Raw genomic sequence first — 16,950 nt, forward strand, 5'->3', positions numbered from 1 at the left:
TCATTTCACTAAACACATGTCACGATCTTGTTGTATAAAAAAACCATCAGGGAATTTACAACAATGAATGATATCGCAAACAAAGCGCAAGGTTTAGGCTTAGCCTTGATCACTAAGCTCGCAGGCAGTGATTTAATCGATCAATTAAAACTAAGAAAAATTATCGAACGCTCGCTTTATCAAGGTTCTAAGGCTGGATTTAAAACCTTGGGCTCTACACAGAAAATTTTTAAACAAAAATCCAATACTCCGACTCAACGTCTATCCAATCAGCAAAAAGGGTTATTTGATCTCAGCCTTTCTGAAGAACAACAGATGACTGTTGATGCGATGCAACAATTTGCTCATGAAGTTCTCTACCCCCTAGCACATACAGCCGACCACCAAGCTACTTTTCCAGAAAACTTATGGGCTCAATTTAAAGATTTAGGTGTCAATTATTATGCATTGCCTGAACAATACGGCGGCGTTGCTTCAGAAAAGAATGTGGTTACAAATGTGCTGATCGCAGAGCAACTTGCACAAGGTGACTTCTCATTAACAGCTACATTACTCTCCACGTTCTCAGTCATTAATGCAATTACACAGTGGGGTTCAGCAGAGATTCAAAATAAGTATTTGTCGGCATTTAGCGAACAAGATGATCTATTTGCAACTTTTGCTGTTCAGGAAAATACACCTGCTTTCAACCCTTTCCAATTAAAAACAAAAGCGACACGCCAAGGCGATCATTTTGTCATTAATGGTGAAAAAACTATCGTTATTCTAGGTGAGCAGGCAGATCTTTTATTGGTTTCCGCAGATTTAGATGGAACAGCTCAGGTTTTCATTGTTGAGCGAAATGAAACGATTTCATATAAAGCAAATCCAGCAATGGGGCTTAAAGCAACCCAATCTGTGAGCCTAAAATTTAACAACACACCAGCATTTAAACTAAATGAGCAAGATTTTGATTATTCAGCGTTCATTGATCTGGGCAATTTAATGTGGTGTGCAATGTCAGTGGGTACATGCCAAGCGGTTAAACAATATTGCATTCAGTATGCCAATGAACGCACCGCATTTGGTGAACCAATATCCCACCGTCAAAGTGTTGCATTTATGATCGCGGATATGGCTATTGAAATTGATGCTATGAAAATGTTGGTTTTGAATGCTGCAAGTCGTGCAGAATCAGGTTTAAGTTTCCATCGCGAAGCATATTTAGCACGAATTTTATGCGCAGAAAAATCAATGAAAATTGGCACTGATGGCGTACAACTCTTAGGTGGACATGGCTTTACCAAAGAACATCCAGTTGAACGTTGGTATCGAGATTTGCGTGCTACTGCCATTATGCATTCTGGTTTACATGCTTAATCAAATAATAAAAATTTAAGGACAAAGATAATGAATTTAGAAAATCCGAAAAAATTTAAAATGCTTGTTGATCAAGCTCATCAGACAGCGTTAAACGTGCTTCGCCCTATTTCACGCAAATATGATAAAGCTGAACATGCTTATCCCAAAGAACTCGACATGTTAGCATCCCTATTGGATGGTATGAATGAAGGTGGCGATGGCATGAATGCTGGCGCTGCGGTCAATAAACGTGGAGATACGACTCAAGGCAACAAAAATGGCGTGAACATGTCTACTGCTTTGGGTGTAATTGAGATGTGTTATGGCGATACTGGTTTATTACTTACCATGCCTCGCCAAGGATTAGGTAACTCTGCAATTGCTGCTGTAGCCAATGAAGAGCAACTTGAACGCTTCAAGGGAACTTGGGCTGCGATGGCAATTACCGAGCCAGGCTGTGGATCTGATTCTGCAGCAATACGCACCACAGCGACTAAAGATGGTGATGATTATATTTTAAATGGCGAGAAAATTTTCGTCACTTCTGGCGAACGAGCTGATTCAGTCGTGGTTTGGGCAACACTCGATAAAAAACTTGGGCGTGCAGCAATCAAATCATTTGTTGTTCCTAAAGGCACGCCTGGCATGACCGTTGAACGTCTTGAACATAAACTCGGAATTAAAGCTTCAGATACTGCTGTCATTCGCTTTATCGATTGTCGCGTCCCTGCTGCAAATTTATTAGGTAATGCTGAAATCGATGTTGCAAAAGGTTTCGCAGGCGTCATGGAAACTTTTGATAATACACGCCCTCTTGTGGCTGCAATGGCAGTTGGGTGCTCTAAAGCGTCTTTAGAGCGTATCAAGGAAATTTTTAAAGACCAACTAGATGCTGAATATGCCACTCCTTACCTTCAATCCTCAAATATTGCAGCTCAGATTTATCGCATGGAAGCAGAATGGGAAGCTGCACGTTTATTAACCCTAAAAGCTGCATGGATGGCAGACAATAAAAAGCCTAACTCGCGTGAAGCTTCTATTGCAAAAGCGAAAGCTGGACGCATTTGTAATGAAATTACATTGAAGTGTGTCGAACTTGCTGCAAGTGTAGGCTACACCGAAGATGAGTTATTGGAAAAATGGGCGCGCGACTCCAAAATTCTAGATATCTTCGAGGGCACACAACAAATTCAACAGCTTATTGTTGCGCGCCGTGAACTTGGAAAATCATCAAGCGAATTGAAATAAATCACGTTGAATTAAATTCAACTGCGATGAAACTTAGATATACTCTATGAAGATTTACTAAGTTTCATCAATTATGTACTTTATTCGAACTATTCAACCCCAAGATAATCCCCATATTGCAAAAATCATCCGTGAAGTCTCAGTGGAGTTTGGTCTCGCTGCTGAATCAGGCTTCGCAGTTGCAGATCCAATTCTAGATCAACTCTATGACGTTTATACAAAACCTCACTCCATATATTGGGTTATTAGCAATGACCAACACGAGGTCTTTGGTGGTGGGGGCATTGCACCTTTGCTGGGCGACGAAAACACCCTAGAGATACAAAAATGTATTTTATGCCCTCAATACGATGTTTGGGTTTTGCAAAACAAATTCTAGAAAAATGTATCCAATTTGCACGAGATCAGGGTTACACGCAAATTTATCTCGAAACCACAGCATCTCTCTGGCAGGCTGTAAAATTATATGAAAAATTAGGTTTTCAACATCTACAACACCCATTAGGAAATACTGGACATAGTGATGCATGCGAAATACGCATGTTAAAAGTATTATAAAAAAACCGACCCATGATCGGTTTTTTTATTTTTGAGTGTTAGCCCAATAATTTATCAATAACACCAAATTTTTTAAAAATTTTTGCTCGTCGTTTTGGATGAATATTGGCTTTATTTAAATCGCCACCATAATGGTCAAATACGCGCTTATCCATAATTTTAAACCATAACTTAGGTATTAAAACTGGGATCAACATCGTCGCATATCCACTTGGCAACACTGGCGCTTCTTCAAAGTTTCTCAATGCTTGGAATGGTCGTGTCGGATAAGCATGATGATCCGAATGGCGCTGCAACTGGTATAAGAATAGATTGGTTGTGATGTTATTATTATTCCAACTATGTTCAGGCATAGTACGCGAATAACTTCCATCTTCTTTCTTTTCTCGCAATAAGCCGTAGTGCTCAAGATAGTTGACCATTTCAAATAAAGTCACACCGTAAAGTGACTGTATGGCTAAGAATGGTAAAATTTTCTTACCATACAGTTTTAGCATCGTTGCGTGAAAAGTTGCACTAATGGCTGCGCCGTGAAATAACTCATTTTTCAGTGAAAAGAACGACTCACCCTTACGATTTAGTCGATGTTTTTCAATCTGTATTGCTGACTTCAAGCCACCGCTAATGGTTCTTGGAAGAAACTCGTAAAAGGTCTCACCCATCTTAGAAGTCGCTGGATCTTCTGGAGTAGCTGCGCGCTTATGATGCCCATATGGGTGCTCAATACGGAAATGATTGTATCCAAGTGGTGCTAGTGTCACGTGTGACCAATAATGATCTGCACGCTTCGGTCGATGGCATAGTTCATGGGCAGTATTCACACCAATACCGTTGATCAACCCCATAGTACAACCAATCAACAACTGATCCAACAATGGGGTTTCTTTACGAGAGACCACGTACCCAGCAAAAAAATTGGCTGCATATTGTAAAGGAACAAACATTTTTACTATACGATCATAGTAAGGATCACTGACTAATTTTTTGATCTGCTCATCACTCGGATTATTCTCATCAGTACCGACCAAAGCATCAATGGTGGGAATAATTACGTGTAATAATAAAGGTCCACCTAATGCAAACAATTTTTTAGTTGCTTTAGGTCCGTATTGATATCCAGCCAAAAAGCCCATCCCTAATACAGGCAGTGCTGGACTAAGCAACCATAAGTAACGCTTCTTATCCAGTTGTAAGCCTTGCGCTATCGGGTTCTGACTCAATAACTCTTCAACTTTTACCTTTGCATTCACTTGCAATTTTCCTTTTCTATTTCTTATTTTTATCTTTGGTCATTTCAAACTTCAAATACAGTCGTAATCGTCCAAAAAAGCTATTGAGTCGTATTTCCACGATGATTTTGAAGTTAAAATACATTATAGAAATCTTTACACATGTTAAGATTCAGCAATTGTAAGCGTATAGGGAATATACAAAAAACATGGATGCCCTCAGTCAAGTTTTTGAAGATATTCACCTCAAAAATACGGAATATCTCTACCTTCAAGCACAAGGTAAATGGGCTTTTGAGTTAAGTCATCAAACAGCCATGATTACCTATATTTTATTATACGGTGAAGCCTTTTTTAAATTTCAAAATGGCGAACAGCTACATTTAAAAGCTGGAGATATGGCAATTATTCCTTCTGGAATGTCACATCAAGCCTATAGCCATCAAGAACAAAGATTAGTCAACATTACTCAAATAGATCATTTATTTAAAGGTTTAAGAGATGATGAAATTATCCTCGGTGACGAAGATGATAAATCTGAGAAATCTCTCATCTTCAGTATACGATCTAATATGGACAGTATTATGGGTGGACCATTGATTCAAGCCTTACCCACTTATATCCATTTAAACAATGCACTGAATGCTAGAGAGCCGGAGTGGTTAAGGATCGGGCTTTATTTCGTGGCTGATGAAACCAAGATGAACCGACCTGGTCGCCATAAGATTATGGATCACGTGGTGAGTATTATGTTAATCGAATGCGTGAGAGATTACATTTCCACGCTTACAGACCAGAATAACTGGTTAAATGCACTTACTCACCCAGAACTGAGCCCTGCATTTTCAGCGATTCACAGCCAACCAGAACGAAACTGGACTGTAGAATCATTGGCAGAAACTTGCTTTATGTCGCGTTCAAAATTCGCTCATTTATTTCAAAATATGGTGAATGAAACACCATTAGCATACTTACAGAAACACCGTTTAAGATTAGCCAGTCAACTTTTACGCTTGAGCCAGCTTTCAATTCAACAAATCGCGCACAAAGTTGGTTATTCATCAGAGACTGCATTTAGTCAAGCCTTCAAAAAACATTATCTATGCAGTCCAAGCCAATATCGTAATACTTATTTGAATTAATCGAATTGAATAAATCATAGCAAAATAAAAAAAGCACCGAAGTGCTTTTTTTATGAAGATAGAATTACTGGTGAGTTACTTGATTTTTGCAACTGTCTTTAAATACTCAGTGTAATCTTTAAGTAATTGTGTACCACGATAGTTTTGATAAAGCTGTGCAAGCTGCTGTTTTTCTTCAGCCGAAATCGAATCCATAGATGGTTTATTTACCTCAGCCACACCGATAATTACCATTTCATTTGGTAATTGAGCTGTAGTCACAGACCACATTCCTGCTTTAGGTGCAGGCACACTAAATGCAGCACGTTCAATTTCTCGCTTAAGACCTTGAGAACGAGTAAAAACACCAGCATTTACGAAAGATTGCTGATGCTTAGTTAAAACCTGCTGTGAAGGTAGTGTTTTAAAATCCTTTAACATTGCAGCAACTTTTGCTTGAGCAGCTTCATATGCCTTTTGATTCAACAGCTTTTCTTTAACCTTCGCTTTGGCTACTGATAAAGGTTGAACACCAGCTTCACGGTATTCACGAACTTTCAACCAAACTGTATCACCATTAGCCAATTGTATATTGCTGGTCGCGTTACGATCACCATTTTTTACATCTTGACTAAAGATTTTAGCTTTTACAGCAGGATCGGCTAGGACTGAATTTTGAGTTGCGAGAGTTACATTATTCGCAGTAACCAATTTAGCCGATTTTAATTCCTGAGGGACTACATCTAATGCATCGCTACTTACAACGAGCTCATTCAAACCATTCACTAGATCAGAATAAGCATTGGCATTTTTAGATTTTAATAAATCAGCTTCAAGACGTGCTTTTTCAGACTCAAAACTAGCAACATTCACTTGAGCAGCTTTAGCTTGAATAATATGTACACCAAAATCGGTTTTTACTGGCTTAGAAATCGTACCTTTTGAAGCTTGAACTGCATTATCAAAAGCATCACCGAATACACCGGCTTCATAACCATCAACTCGACCCGCATTATCTTTGGAACTAGAATCTTCAGAATACTGTTGAGCAGCCTCTGCAAAAGATAATCCTGATTGAATTTTTGCATAGACATCATTGGCTATTTTTTCAGCCTCAAGCGCAGTACGATTATCTGTTGTAATCAAAATATGTTGGACTTCAACTTTGGCATTTTTATTTTGTTGAGTTACATATTGATCATAAGCTTGTTTTAATTCTGCATCTGTAACAGTTGTTGTGGCATTTGCTACCATAGCAGGCGTTACCAATACATAATCAAGATCAACTGAGGCAGGTTGCTTAAACAGCACTTTATGTTTTTCATAATAAGCAGCGACTTCAGCATCAGTTATTTTTACAGACGTTTTGTAATCATCCAATTTTACAGATGACATAAATAACGTACGTTGCTCACCTTGTAGATTTGCGATTTGCTGAATATCACTTTGGCTTACCAAAGAATTATCACGAATGCTTGAAACTAACATTTGAAGCGCATGATCTTGTCTTAAATTTTGGATTAGACCCTGGCTCGTCATATTAATTGATCGAAGATAGTTTTCATAAGCTTGTTGTGAAAATTTACCATCAACCTGCAGACTTGGCTGTTGAGCAATCATTTGTTCAATCTGAGCATCACTTAAACTGATGCCTAACTTTTCAGCCTGCTGAACCAATAAAGCACGATCAATTAAACTATCTAGAGCCATTTGTTCAATATACGATTGATTCAGAAGTGATTCATCACCTTGAACCATTTGTAAGAATTGATCTTTATAATTCTTCGTTTGAACTTCTAGCTCTTTATTAGAAATTTCTAAATCATTAACGGTTTTAGCAATCCCATCTTTGTTTCCACCACCGAAATAGCCTTCAATACCGACCAATGCCAATGGTGTCAAAAATAATACTAGAAGGACTTTGCCGAGCCACCCTTTAATGAGTTTACGAAACGATTCCATAGGTATTCCAATATTTTATTTCAAAGCGATTCTAACTGATAATCCAAACCGAATATATCAGATGAAGCCATAAATTTTCTTTTTAATAAAAAACGCGCCAAGTCGGCGCGTTTTGGACTTAATAAGAATTAAGCTACAGAATCTTTTAAACCTTTACCAGCTTTAAAGCTAGGAACTTTGCTTGCTTTAATTTGTAATTCTTCGCCAGTTTTCGGGTTACGACCAGTGCGTGCAGCACGATCTTTAACGCTGAAAGTACCAAATCCTACTAAAGTAACAGAGTCACCTTTTTTCAGCGCTTCGCCAATAGAAGCAATAGTCGCGTCCAATGCCTTACCAGCATCAGTCTTAGACAATCCCCCTTTCTCTGCAATCGCATCAATCAATTCTGATTTATTCATGAAGATTACGTCCTCTTATATCGTTTGTTTAAAATCCAAGGCTTGTATTTTAAAAGGCCATGACGACTTTATAGCAATGCTTTGGGGGGAAACGCAATACTGCTCGACCTGTTTTGATCAAAATAAGCGACAAAAAATACCAAAATTACAGTTTTATCTCTAAATCCATCATTTTTTTTCGAGTTTGGCTCGTAAAGCTTGATTTTCAGCAATGAGCACATCTAATTTCTGGTGAATATCTAAAATCATATTCTCAAGATGTTGTACATCTTTAGTTGAGACGAGCCCAATACGATTAAGCGAAGTACTCACCCCATGATCTAAAAGTTTTTCCACCTTATCTTTTTTATCCGTAACAGACTCTTTAGTTTTTTCCGCAACTTTGTTTACTGTTTGATCTGTAAATTCAACCGTTTTTGATTCAAGCTCTTCACCAACTTTGACTAAAGAGTCAAACATTTTATTACCTTCTTCCTCTGCGCGAGAAAAAGCACCTAAACCAGCAAGCCAAATTTGTTTAGTATATTTACGAAAATCAAGTGTGGACTTGCGTTGATGCTTTGTTTTACGTGAGTTTGCAGGTTGTGAGTTGTCCATTAATTCCTGTTCTTTATTGTTATTTACATCTTGATCCACCGTTACACTCCTGTATATTTTAGCCTCTAAACTGACTATTCGTGCATAAAATACATTGATAATATCAAATATCGCTATTGAACCTTGTTCAAAACTGTTCTACAAAGCAATGATAAATGATGTAATCTTAGACTTAATTTAAGTTTGTGTTAATAGAACTTTTTAGATTTATTAAATTTGAATAGGATTTTTTTATGAGTGAATCGCAACAACAACAAGGTCATACCCGTTTGTTGCTTAACATTGTTATGTTAGTTTTAGAGACATTCTATTCTTTCGTCTTAAAACATGACCGTGTTGTTCGCCTTCAAGCAAAAAAATTTGTAGAACAACAAATTACAATTAAAATGAATAGCTATATCCCCTATTTTGACTTTTATATCCAATTTACGGATAAAGGCATCTTATTTGACCTTCAAGCGCCAGAAAAAGAACCTGACCTCAAGGTAAGTAGTACTTTAGTCGATATCATTCAAATTTTCGGGTTTGCAAACCGCAGAAGTTTGAAAAAAATGCGTATTGAAGGTGATCAAAAGCTTAAAGACGAATTCAGAGATTTAGCATTACATCTCTCAACACCGAAATTACTTTCAGATTGGAAAAACTGGTTAACAACAGCTTCTGAAGACCAAGATACAAAGGCTTCGAGAAAACGCATTGCACCATTACTTGAAAAAATTGACTTACAAAGATCTAAAATCAATACACTTCAAGTAGCGGTAAAACAATATAAAAATCGTATTCGTCGCATGCAAACCAACCAAAAACGTACCAATATTGCGTTCGGGATAGTTTCCGTTCTATTCGTGGCTTTAATCGTGTATAATTTATTGAATATTTATTAAAATAATAAAGTTTTATCTGTTTAAATCCTCGCCATATTTAATTCCGATTAATTTAGTTGGTTTTTAGAAAAAATACTTGACTAAATTAGTCGGAATTCATAAAATTTCATCATCTAGCCTTTTACACGTGTATCGAATCATGCGCTTAACCACTCGCGGTCGCTACGCAGTGACTGCATTACTTGATCTAGCTTTGCAGCCGACTGAACAAACCATTACTTTGGCAGAAATTGCTACTCGCCAAACTATTTCTGTGGCTTATTTAGAACAACTATTTGCTAAATTAAAGCGTCATGGCTTGGTTTCGAGTGTACGTGGTGCTAATGGTGGATACCATTTAGCGCGTAATGCTTCTGATATTACGGTCTTAGAAATTATTGAAGCTGTAAACGAAACTGTTGATGCAACACGTTGTGACCACAAAGGTAACTGCCAAAATGGCGCAATGTGTCTAACTCACGATTTATGGCAAGAACTCTCCCTCCACATTGCCGATTACTTAGCTAAAATCTCTCTTGCTGATTTAGTTGCTCGCGATAACGTTCAAACTGTTGCGATCCGCCAGAATACAGCTCCATTAGATTCAGCCCTTTTATCGGTTACAGGTATTTGACATGAAACGTCCAATTTATCTTGATTATGCTGCAACGACTCCAGTCGACCCACAAGTTGCTGAGCGCATGATGGAATGCCTTACATTCGATGGGACTTTTGGTAACCCTGCATCACGTTCGCACGCATATGGTTGGCAAGCTGAAGAAAAAGTTGAATACGCTCGTGAGCAAGTTGCAAATCTTGTAAAAGCAGATCCACGCGAAATCGTTTGGACATCTGGCGCTACAGAATCTGACAACCTTGCACTAAAAGGTGTTGCACAGTTCTACGCTTCAAAAGGCAAACACATTATTACGAGTAAAATTGAACATAAAGCAATTTTAGATACTTGCCGTGAATTAGAACAAGAAGGCTTTGAAATTACCTATCTTGAACCAGAAGCTCAAACAGGTCTAATTACTCCTGAAATGGTTCAAGCTGCTTTACGTCCTGATACAATTCTTGTTTCATTAATGATGGTCAATAATGAAATTGGTACTGTGACTGATGTTGCCGCTATTGGTGAATTAACTCGTGCGAATAAGACATATTTCCACGTAGATGCCGCCCAAGCTGCTGGTAAAGTTGAAATCGATTTATCAACCATGAAAATTGATTTAATGAGTTTCTCTGCTCACAAAATTTATGGCCCTAAAGGTATCGGTGCACTTTACGTACGTCGTAGTCCACGTGTGCGTCTTAAAGCTCAAATGCATGGTGGTGGTCATGAGCGCGGTATGCGTTCTGGTACGCTTGCAACTCACCAAATCGTTGGTATGGGTGAAGCATTTGAACTTGCAGGTAAAAACCTAGTTGCTGAACAAACTCGCTTACGCACTCTACGTGACAAACTTTGGAATGGTCTACAAGATCTTGAACAAGTTTTCTTAAATGGTCATCCGACTCAAAACGTAGCAAACTACTTAAACGTAAGTTTTAACTTCGTTGAGGGTGAATCTTTAATGATGTCACTTAAAGACGCTGCTGTTTCATCTGGTTCAGCTTGTACTTCTGCAACATTAGAACCTTCTTATGTTCTTCGTGCATTAGGCTTATCTGATGAGTTAGCACACAGTTCAATTCGCTTCAGTTTTGGTAAATATACGACTGAAGAAGATATTGATCATGTGCTAGAAGTAACTAAAGCTGCTGTAGAAAAATTACGTGACCTTTCTCCACTTTGGGATATGTACAAAGAAGGGATTGATCTGTCGAAAGTTGAATGGACAGAACACTAATTTAAACCAAACACATGCATCTTATTAAGCTTAAATATTGAAATTTAATAAGATGCACCCATATTAAATATTATCAGCCGACCCTGAGGTTTGGAGACGCATCATGGCTTATAGCGAAAAAGTGATTGATCATTACGAAAATCCTCGTAATGTTGGTGTTTTAGATAAAAACGCAGAAAACGTAGGTACAGGTATGGTCGGTGCACCAGCTTGTGGTGACGTTATGCGTCTTCAAATCCAAGTGGATGAGAATGGTGTAATTGAAGAAGCTCGCTTCAAAACTTACGGATGTGGTTCTGCAATTGCTTCAAGTTCACTTGTAACTGAATGGCTAAAAGGTAAAACTTTAGACCAAGCACAGCAAATCAAGAATATTGATATTGCAAATGAACTTGCGCTTCCTCCTGTAAAAGTACACTGCTCTGTACTTGCAGAAGATGCAATTAAAGCTGCTGTAGAAGACTACCGTAGCAAAAAAGCGAAAGCTTAATTTAGCGCTTGATGATTGAATGGAGTTTTCATGATCAATTTAACTGAAAATGCTGCAACTCATATCAGCAATTATTTATTGAATCGCGGTAAGGGTGAAGGTATTCGCGTTGGTGTGAAAACTTCAGGTTGTTCTGGACTGGCTTATGTTCTCGAATTCGTTGATGAAGTTGACGAACATGATCAAGTCTTTGAACAGTTTGGGGTTAAAGTTTTCGTTGATCCGAAGAGCCTTGTTTATCTAGAAGGTATGGAAATGGACTATGTTAAAAATGGTCTAAACGAAGGTTTTGAATTCAACAACCCAAACAAAAAAGGTGAATGTGGTTGTGGTGAATCTTTCACTGTTTAAGATAATCATTCTCTTTTTACCTGATTAAAACAGTGCCCTGCACTGTTTTAATTCTATTCAGCGCCCACTTTTATTTTTCACTATTTTGGAATTCCAAATCCATGAATCATTTTGAGTTGTTTAATCTCCCTGTAGCACTCGATATTGATTTAGCAACTTTGAAAGCTAACTTTCTAAAATTGCAGCAACAATATCATCCAGATAAAGCTGAAAATAAAGACCAAGCCTTGATCAAATCTAGCGAAATCAATCAAGCTTATAAAGTTTTATCTCAAGTTGACAGCCGTGCTGGATATTTACTTACACTCAAAAAACAAGACTATCATTTAGATCAATCCATCAATGATTTCGAATTTTTACAATCTGCATTAGAAATTCGTGAACAGTTAGATGAAGCTCAAAGTTCTGAACAACTTTCATCTTTAAAAACTGAAGTGCAACAATGGATTGATGGTTTAGTTCGCGAATTCAAAATAGACTATGAAGCTGAAGATTGGGCTGAGTCTCGCGATACTGTTCGAAAATTACGTTTCTTCCAAAAAGTGATGAATGATATACATCAAGCTGAAGATCGTATTCTCGATGATGAAGATTTTGACTTAGATGACGAATTCTAATTTTATTTTTTTGTTTTATTTTCAAGGGATTTAACACATGGCACTCTTGCAAATTGCTGAACCTGGACAATCAAGTGCGCCACATGAACATCGCATTGCTATTGGTATTGATTTAGGTACGACCCACTCTCTTGTAGCAACTGTGCTTTCTGGCAAACCTAAAGTTCTAAATGATGAACAAGGTCAAGTGTTACTTCCTTCTATCGTACATTATGCTGAAAACTCTACTGTGCTCGGCAATGACGCAAAACCGTTTGTAACTCGTGACCCACAGAATACTATTGTTTCTGTAAAACGTTTTATGGGACGCTCAAAAGCTGATATTAAATTTCAACACCCATATCAATTGGTGGGTGAAGACAATCAGATGCCTGCTTTTGAAACAGCGCAAGGTCGTAAAACACCTGTCGAAATTTCTGCTGAAATTCTAAAAAACCTAAAAGATCGCGCTGAAGCAAGTTTAAAGAATCCCATAAATGGTGCTGTCATTACAGTACCTGCCTATTTTGATGAGGCACAACGCCAAGCAACACGAGACGCTGCACAGCTCGCTGGTTTAAACGTACTGAGATTATTAAACGAACCTACAGCAGCAGCTGTAGCGTATGGTTTAGATCAAGCAACAAATTTAAGTACAGATCAAAACTATGTGATTTATGACTTAGGTGGTGGTACTTTCGACGTATCCATCCTAAGTTTCTCACAGGGTGTATTTGAGGTACTCGCTACAGGTGGACACACTGCACTTGGAGGTGATGATTTAGATCGTCTTATCGTCAAGTGGGCTAAAAAATCGCTCAATATCGAGACCTTAGATGATAACGAGTATGCACACTTCCTTGTTGCAGCACGTAAAGCGAAAGAAGCTTTATCGGACCAAGATCAAGTTAATCTTCAGCTTTTAGAAAACGAATTAACATTGGATCGTGCAACGTTTGAAAGCATCATTAAAGTTGCTCTAGATAAAACGATTTCAGTGTGCAAACGAGTATTACGTGATGCTAAATTGGAATTAGACGATATTAAAAATGTCGTTTTAGTTGGTGGCTCTACTCGCTCTTATGCGGTACAAAAAGCTGTAGCAGAAGTATTTAGTCAAGAACCCCTGTGTACCATTAATCCAGATGAAGTCGTTGCAATTGGTGCTGCAATTACTGCCAACCAGTTAATTGGTAATAGCACCGATGGTTCTTTGCTACTTGATGTAACACCATTATCACTTGGTATTGAAACCATGGGTGGATTAGTAGAGCGATTAATTTCACGTAATACTGCAATTCCTGTCGCTCGTCGTCAAGAGTTCACCACGTATCAAGATGGTCAAACTGCGATGTTAATCCATGTTGTCCAAGGTGAGCGCGATTTAGTAGAACATTGCCGTAGTCTCGGACGTTTTGTTTTACGCGGCATTCCACCGATGACTGCTGGTCAAGCACGCATTGAAGTGACTTATCAAGTCGATGCTGACGGTCTCTTATCGGTATCTGCTCGTGAAACAACATCTAACGTCTCAGCTCAGATTGATATTAAACCATCGTATGGTTTATCTGATACTGATATGGAGCGCCTACTGGTTGATGGTTTTAAATTTGCAGCAGAAGATAAAGCCCTTCGTCATTTACATGAAACTAGAGTTGAAGCTCAACGAGAACTTGAAGCTCTTTCTCAAGCGCTTAAAGCTGATATTAAACTCTTGACTGAACAGGAAGCTCAGGATTTAATTTCTGCACAAACTCATTTGGCTCAACAACTTGAAACTTCTGATATTGAAGCAATTGAAGCTGCTGTTGCTGCGTTAAAAGTTCATAGTGATGCATTTGCTGCAAAACGAATGAATCAACATATTGATCATGCTCTCAAAGGCACTAAGCTTGACGATTGGTCAAACTCAAACTAAACATAGGTAAAAATTTATGCCACGTATTAAAGTTCTTCCACATGCGCAAATTTGCCCTGAAGGTGCTGAGTTTGAAGTTGAGCAAAATGCCAATCTTTGCGAAAGCCTTCTAAAAAATGGTATCAAAATTGAACATGCTTGTGATATGTCTGCAGCTTGTACGACCTGCCATGTCATTGTTCGTAAAGGTTTTGACGGTCTTGAAGAAATGAATGATGTAGAAGCAGATTTACTCGATCGTGCTTGGGGTTTAGAGCCTGATTCACGTCTTTCTTGTCAAGTAAAAATTGAAAATGATGATTTAGAAGTTGAAATTCCGAAGTACACGATTAACCATGCTTCTGAAAATCATTAATCATTTGTAAAACCATATAAAAAAGGTCACTTAAGTGACCTTTTTATTTATGTAGATATAAAATCCTAATTTAGATATTTTACTTCATCAGATAGTTTTAACTTCACAATACCAGAAGAGTTGGTTAAATCCTGCTGAAGTTTAATACGTTCAATCATTTTTTCTAAAACTGCGATTAATTCAGCATATTCGTAATTTTGTACTTCTTCCATATTCAGCACCAGTTGAAACCCTTTGTACTCGTAATCAAACCAATGTTGATGGGTTTGCTTGGTGCTATATTTTTCCATGACCTGCCAACTTTTAATTGAACCATGAATCCCTTTCAGCTCTATAGGTTCCTGAGGTGCACAAAGATAATAGTTTTTAACTAACTTATAAGTCTCATCCGAGATTAAAATTTCATCAATTTCTGCAGCATTTTGAAGTCTTGCAGCTAAATTTGCATCCCGCCCAACAATGGTATATGCCATTCGATGAACTGCGCCATAGTTACCAACGTGACAATAACCTGTACTAATGCCCATACGTATATGCAGTGCAGAGTATCCCATTTTCACCCAGCGTTCACGCAAAAATTTCATTTGTTGACGCATTGCCATCGCCATATCGATGCAATTTTTGGCATCTTGTTCAACCCCTTGCGAATCTGGATCTCCAAAGAAAATGAGAATCGCGTCTCCCATAAACTTGTCAATTGTTCCACCATATTGCTTGGCAATTTCAGTCATATGGCTCAGATAGTCATTCAAAACAAAAGCTAAGTCATCTGGAATAAGAGTCTCTGAAAGCTCAGTAAATCCCTGAATGTCAGAGAAAAAAATCGTAATTTTTTTTCGTTTATATTCAAGTTTCGCTTCAGTTTCACCACGCATGATTGATTGCCACAATTGAATTGGTGCATAGCGGCTTAACTGATTCGATAACTCAATATATCGATTCATTTCTTTAAAATAAGTTTGACGTTGAACATCTAATTTTTTTACACGTCGATTCTGATAATAATTAGCAAAATTCACAAAAAGAATCGCACATATACACGAGACTACGGACAATTCGATTGAAGTTTGCTGGAAATAATCTTCAAAACCAAAAATAAAAATTGTACAAATATAAAAAACAATGATCGCAACTAAAATTGCAATCGAACTCACCATCATCGAAATTTTATTATTAACGGCGGTATACACTAATCCAAACAGGAAAACAAATGTTGGCAACAAACTTAAATGCACTGCTGCTAAGGCGGTAGCTACAACAACAACATCAATAATAAAGAACGCAAAACGTCTGGTTTTACTACCATAACGATATTGGATACTGTGTGAAATTCGGGGCGCTAATAGAATCAGCAAGAAAATAAATAGAGGGTATAAAATCTGATAATTTTGGTTTTGTGAAGTGAAATAATAGATCACAACAAGAATCGCGATCATCACATACCCCATCATCCTGAGGAGTACTTCAAATTGCTGTGGCTCTTTATCCAGCATTCGTTCAAATGGCAATTGCTATTACCTCAATTCACATTATTTTTATTCTTCCCTGAAATTGACGTATTTACTCCATACGCCAATCGAAAGGCATGTCACCTTGACCACGTAGCGCGAGCATGAGCGTTTGACGCATATGCGCTAAAACATCATTACTGTAAGGAACTGCAGGTGAAGCACCCCAAACAGGCTTAGGCCATGCAGAATCATTCTGATAACGAACTACATGATGAAAATGAAGTTGAGGAACCATATTTCCTAGTGCTGCAACGTTCATTTTATCCGCACGGAAAACTCGAGATAATTGACTAGATAACCAGCTAGATTCTCTTAAAAATTGTTCTTGGTCTGCTTGGCTTAATTCATATAATTCAGTTACACCAGGAACACGCGGTACCAAAATCAACCATGGAAATTGCATGTCATTCATTAAACGACAAGTTGAAAGTGGAAAGTCGCCAACAAAAAAAGTATCTTGAGCAAGTTGTGGATGCAAACTAAACATATATTTATAAATGACGCAAAAATTAAATGGATAGCTAATACTAACACAACAGTTTTAGACTGAGTATTA

At 37.8% G+C, this 16,950-nt stretch carries 17 protein-coding genes and 1 pseudogene; 12 read left to right on the forward strand and 6 right to left on the reverse strand.

Annotation, left to right across the window (positions count from 1 at the left end):
• Positions 1-63: 63 nt before the first annotated feature.
• The 3 genes and pseudogenes from AC1M87_RS00670 to AC1M87_RS00680 all read left to right on the forward strand — a co-directional run bounded on the left by AC1M87_RS00670 (position 64) and on the right by AC1M87_RS00680 (position 3,147).
• A complete protein-coding gene (locus tag AC1M87_RS00670) occupies positions 64-1,359 on the forward strand; it encodes an acyl-CoA dehydrogenase family protein (protein ID WP_481592664.1) in 1,296 nt (431 codons plus the stop codon).
• Between the two features lie 30 nt (positions 1,360-1,389).
• Entirely contained in the window at positions 1,390-2,589 is a 1,200-nt protein-coding gene (locus tag AC1M87_RS00675) for an acyl-CoA dehydrogenase family protein (RefSeq protein WP_035263603.1), read from the forward strand.
• Positions 2,590-2,662: 73 nt separating this feature from the next.
• Positions 2,663-3,147, forward strand: a pseudogene (locus AC1M87_RS00680) (GNAT family N-acetyltransferase).
• A 38-nt stretch (positions 3,148-3,185) separates the two neighbouring features.
• Here the strand turns inward: AC1M87_RS00680 and AC1M87_RS00685 are convergent.
• Positions 3,186-4,397, reverse strand: a complete 1,212-nt coding sequence (locus AC1M87_RS00685; protein WP_035263607.1) for an alkane 1-monooxygenase — start codon at positions 4,395-4,397, stop codon at positions 3,186-3,188.
• A 188-nt stretch (positions 4,398-4,585) separates the two neighbouring features.
• On the opposite strand from AC1M87_RS00685, the gene AC1M87_RS00690 reads away from it, so the two are divergent.
• Positions 4,586-5,518 carry an AraC family transcriptional regulator gene (locus tag AC1M87_RS00690; RefSeq protein WP_481587489.1) on the forward strand — a complete coding sequence of 311 codons (933 nt, stop codon included), beginning with the start codon at positions 4,586-4,588 and terminating at the stop codon, positions 5,516-5,518.
• A 75-nt stretch (positions 5,519-5,593) separates the two neighbouring features.
• On the opposite strand, the gene AC1M87_RS00695 is transcribed toward AC1M87_RS00690, so the two are convergent.
• The 3 genes from AC1M87_RS00695 to AC1M87_RS00705 form a co-directional block, all read right to left on the reverse strand.
• Positions 5,594-7,459, reverse strand: a complete 1,866-nt coding sequence (locus AC1M87_RS00695; RefSeq protein WP_481592665.1) for a SurA N-terminal domain-containing protein — start codon at positions 7,457-7,459, stop codon at positions 5,594-5,596.
• Between the two features lie 128 nt (positions 7,460-7,587).
• Entirely contained in the window at positions 7,588-7,860 is a 273-nt protein-coding gene (locus AC1M87_RS00700; protein WP_035263613.1) for an HU family DNA-binding protein, read from the reverse strand.
• Between the two features lie 168 nt (positions 7,861-8,028).
• Positions 8,029-8,457, reverse strand: a complete 429-nt coding sequence (locus AC1M87_RS00705) for a phasin family protein (RefSeq protein WP_092766445.1) — start codon at positions 8,455-8,457, stop codon at positions 8,029-8,031.
• Positions 8,458-8,690: 233 nt separating this feature from the next.
• On the opposite strand from AC1M87_RS00705, the gene AC1M87_RS00710 reads away from it, so the two are divergent.
• The 8 genes from AC1M87_RS00710 (at position 8,691) to fdx (ending at position 14,883) form a co-directional block, all read left to right on the forward strand.
• On the forward strand, positions 8,691-9,341 hold the full coding sequence (locus tag AC1M87_RS00710; RefSeq protein ID WP_481592666.1) for a hypothetical protein: 651 nt from the start codon (positions 8,691-8,693) through the stop codon (positions 9,339-9,341).
• Between the two features lie 139 nt (positions 9,342-9,480).
• The gene (locus AC1M87_RS00715; protein ID WP_035263618.1) at positions 9,481-9,954 is read left to right on the forward strand and encodes an Rrf2 family transcriptional regulator; all 474 of its coding nucleotides are present in this window, start codon (positions 9,481-9,483) and stop codon (positions 9,952-9,954) included.
• A 1-nt stretch (position 9,955) separates the two neighbouring features.
• Complete coding sequence (locus tag AC1M87_RS00720) at positions 9,956-11,173, forward strand: IscS subfamily cysteine desulfurase (RefSeq protein WP_035263620.1); 1,218 nt, start codon at positions 9,956-9,958, stop codon at positions 11,171-11,173.
• A gap of 103 nt (positions 11,174-11,276) precedes the next feature.
• Entirely contained in the window at positions 11,277-11,663 is a 387-nt protein-coding gene (iscU, locus tag AC1M87_RS00725) for a Fe-S cluster assembly scaffold IscU (RefSeq protein ID WP_035263622.1), read from the forward strand.
• 30 nt (positions 11,664-11,693) lie between these two features.
• Entirely contained in the window at positions 11,694-12,014 is a 321-nt protein-coding gene (gene iscA, locus AC1M87_RS00730; RefSeq protein WP_035263624.1) for an iron-sulfur cluster assembly protein IscA, read from the forward strand.
• 101 nt (positions 12,015-12,115) lie between these two features.
• Positions 12,116-12,631, forward strand: a complete 516-nt coding sequence (gene hscB / locus AC1M87_RS00735; protein ID WP_092766335.1) for a Fe-S protein assembly co-chaperone HscB — start codon at positions 12,116-12,118, stop codon at positions 12,629-12,631.
• Between the two features lie 37 nt (positions 12,632-12,668).
• Positions 12,669-14,528, forward strand: coding sequence for a Fe-S protein assembly chaperone HscA (gene hscA / locus AC1M87_RS00740; RefSeq protein ID WP_481592667.1), 1,860 nt, complete (start codon positions 12,669-12,671; stop codon positions 14,526-14,528).
• Between the two features lie 16 nt (positions 14,529-14,544).
• The gene (gene fdx / locus AC1M87_RS00745) at positions 14,545-14,883 is read left to right on the forward strand and encodes an ISC system 2Fe-2S type ferredoxin (RefSeq protein WP_035263630.1); all 339 of its coding nucleotides are present in this window, start codon (positions 14,545-14,547) and stop codon (positions 14,881-14,883) included.
• 65 nt (positions 14,884-14,948) lie between these two features.
• On the opposite strand, the gene AC1M87_RS00750 is transcribed toward fdx, so the two are convergent.
• Positions 14,949-16,391 carry an adenylate/guanylate cyclase domain-containing protein gene (locus AC1M87_RS00750; protein ID WP_481588186.1) on the reverse strand — a complete coding sequence of 481 codons (1,443 nt, stop codon included), beginning with the start codon at positions 16,389-16,391 and terminating at the stop codon, positions 14,949-14,951.
• A gap of 52 nt (positions 16,392-16,443) precedes the next feature.
• A complete protein-coding gene (locus AC1M87_RS00755; RefSeq protein WP_035263634.1) occupies positions 16,444-16,881 on the reverse strand; it encodes an HIT domain-containing protein in 438 nt (145 codons plus the stop codon).
• Positions 16,882-16,950 lie beyond the last annotated feature (69 nt).

The sequence above is a fragment of the Acinetobacter sp. 24-47-62 genome, from assembly GCF_056779765.1.

Bases quoted from the DNA above. Each gene is read 5' to 3' on its own strand.
- AC1M87_RS00755 (WP_035263634.1), bottom strand. From the start codon at position 16,881: ATGTTTAGTTTGCATCCACAACTTGCTCAAGATACTTTTTTTGTTGGC.
- hscB (WP_092766335.1), top strand. From the start codon at position 12,116: ATGAATCATTTTGAGTTGTTTAATCTCCCTGTAGCACTCGATATTGAT.
- hscA (WP_481592667.1), top strand. From the start codon at position 12,669: ATGGCACTCTTGCAAATTGCTGAACCTGGACAATCAAGTGCGCCACAT.
- AC1M87_RS00670 (WP_481592664.1), top strand. From the start codon at position 64: ATGAATGATATCGCAAACAAAGCGCAAGGTTTAGGCTTAGCCTTGATC.
- AC1M87_RS00710 (WP_481592666.1), top strand. From the start codon at position 8,691: ATGAGTGAATCGCAACAACAACAAGGTCATACCCGTTTGTTGCTTAAC.
- AC1M87_RS00705 (WP_092766445.1), bottom strand. From the start codon at position 8,457: ATGGACAACTCACAACCTGCAAACTCACGTAAAACAAAGCATCAACGC.
- AC1M87_RS00695 (WP_481592665.1), bottom strand. From the start codon at position 7,459: ATGGAATCGTTTCGTAAACTCATTAAAGGGTGGCTCGGCAAAGTCCTT.
- AC1M87_RS00700 (WP_035263613.1), bottom strand. From the start codon at position 7,860: ATGAATAAATCAGAATTGATTGATGCGATTGCAGAGAAAGGGGGATTG.
- AC1M87_RS00675 (WP_035263603.1), top strand. From the start codon at position 1,390: ATGAATTTAGAAAATCCGAAAAAATTTAAAATGCTTGTTGATCAAGCT.
- iscA (WP_035263624.1), top strand. From the start codon at position 11,694: ATGATCAATTTAACTGAAAATGCTGCAACTCATATCAGCAATTATTTA.
- AC1M87_RS00720 (WP_035263620.1), top strand. From the start codon at position 9,956: ATGAAACGTCCAATTTATCTTGATTATGCTGCAACGACTCCAGTCGAC.
- AC1M87_RS00715 (WP_035263618.1), top strand. From the start codon at position 9,481: ATGCGCTTAACCACTCGCGGTCGCTACGCAGTGACTGCATTACTTGAT.
- AC1M87_RS00690 (WP_481587489.1), top strand. From the start codon at position 4,586: ATGGATGCCCTCAGTCAAGTTTTTGAAGATATTCACCTCAAAAATACG.
- iscU (WP_035263622.1), top strand. From the start codon at position 11,277: ATGGCTTATAGCGAAAAAGTGATTGATCATTACGAAAATCCTCGTAAT.
- fdx (WP_035263630.1), top strand. From the start codon at position 14,545: ATGCCACGTATTAAAGTTCTTCCACATGCGCAAATTTGCCCTGAAGGT.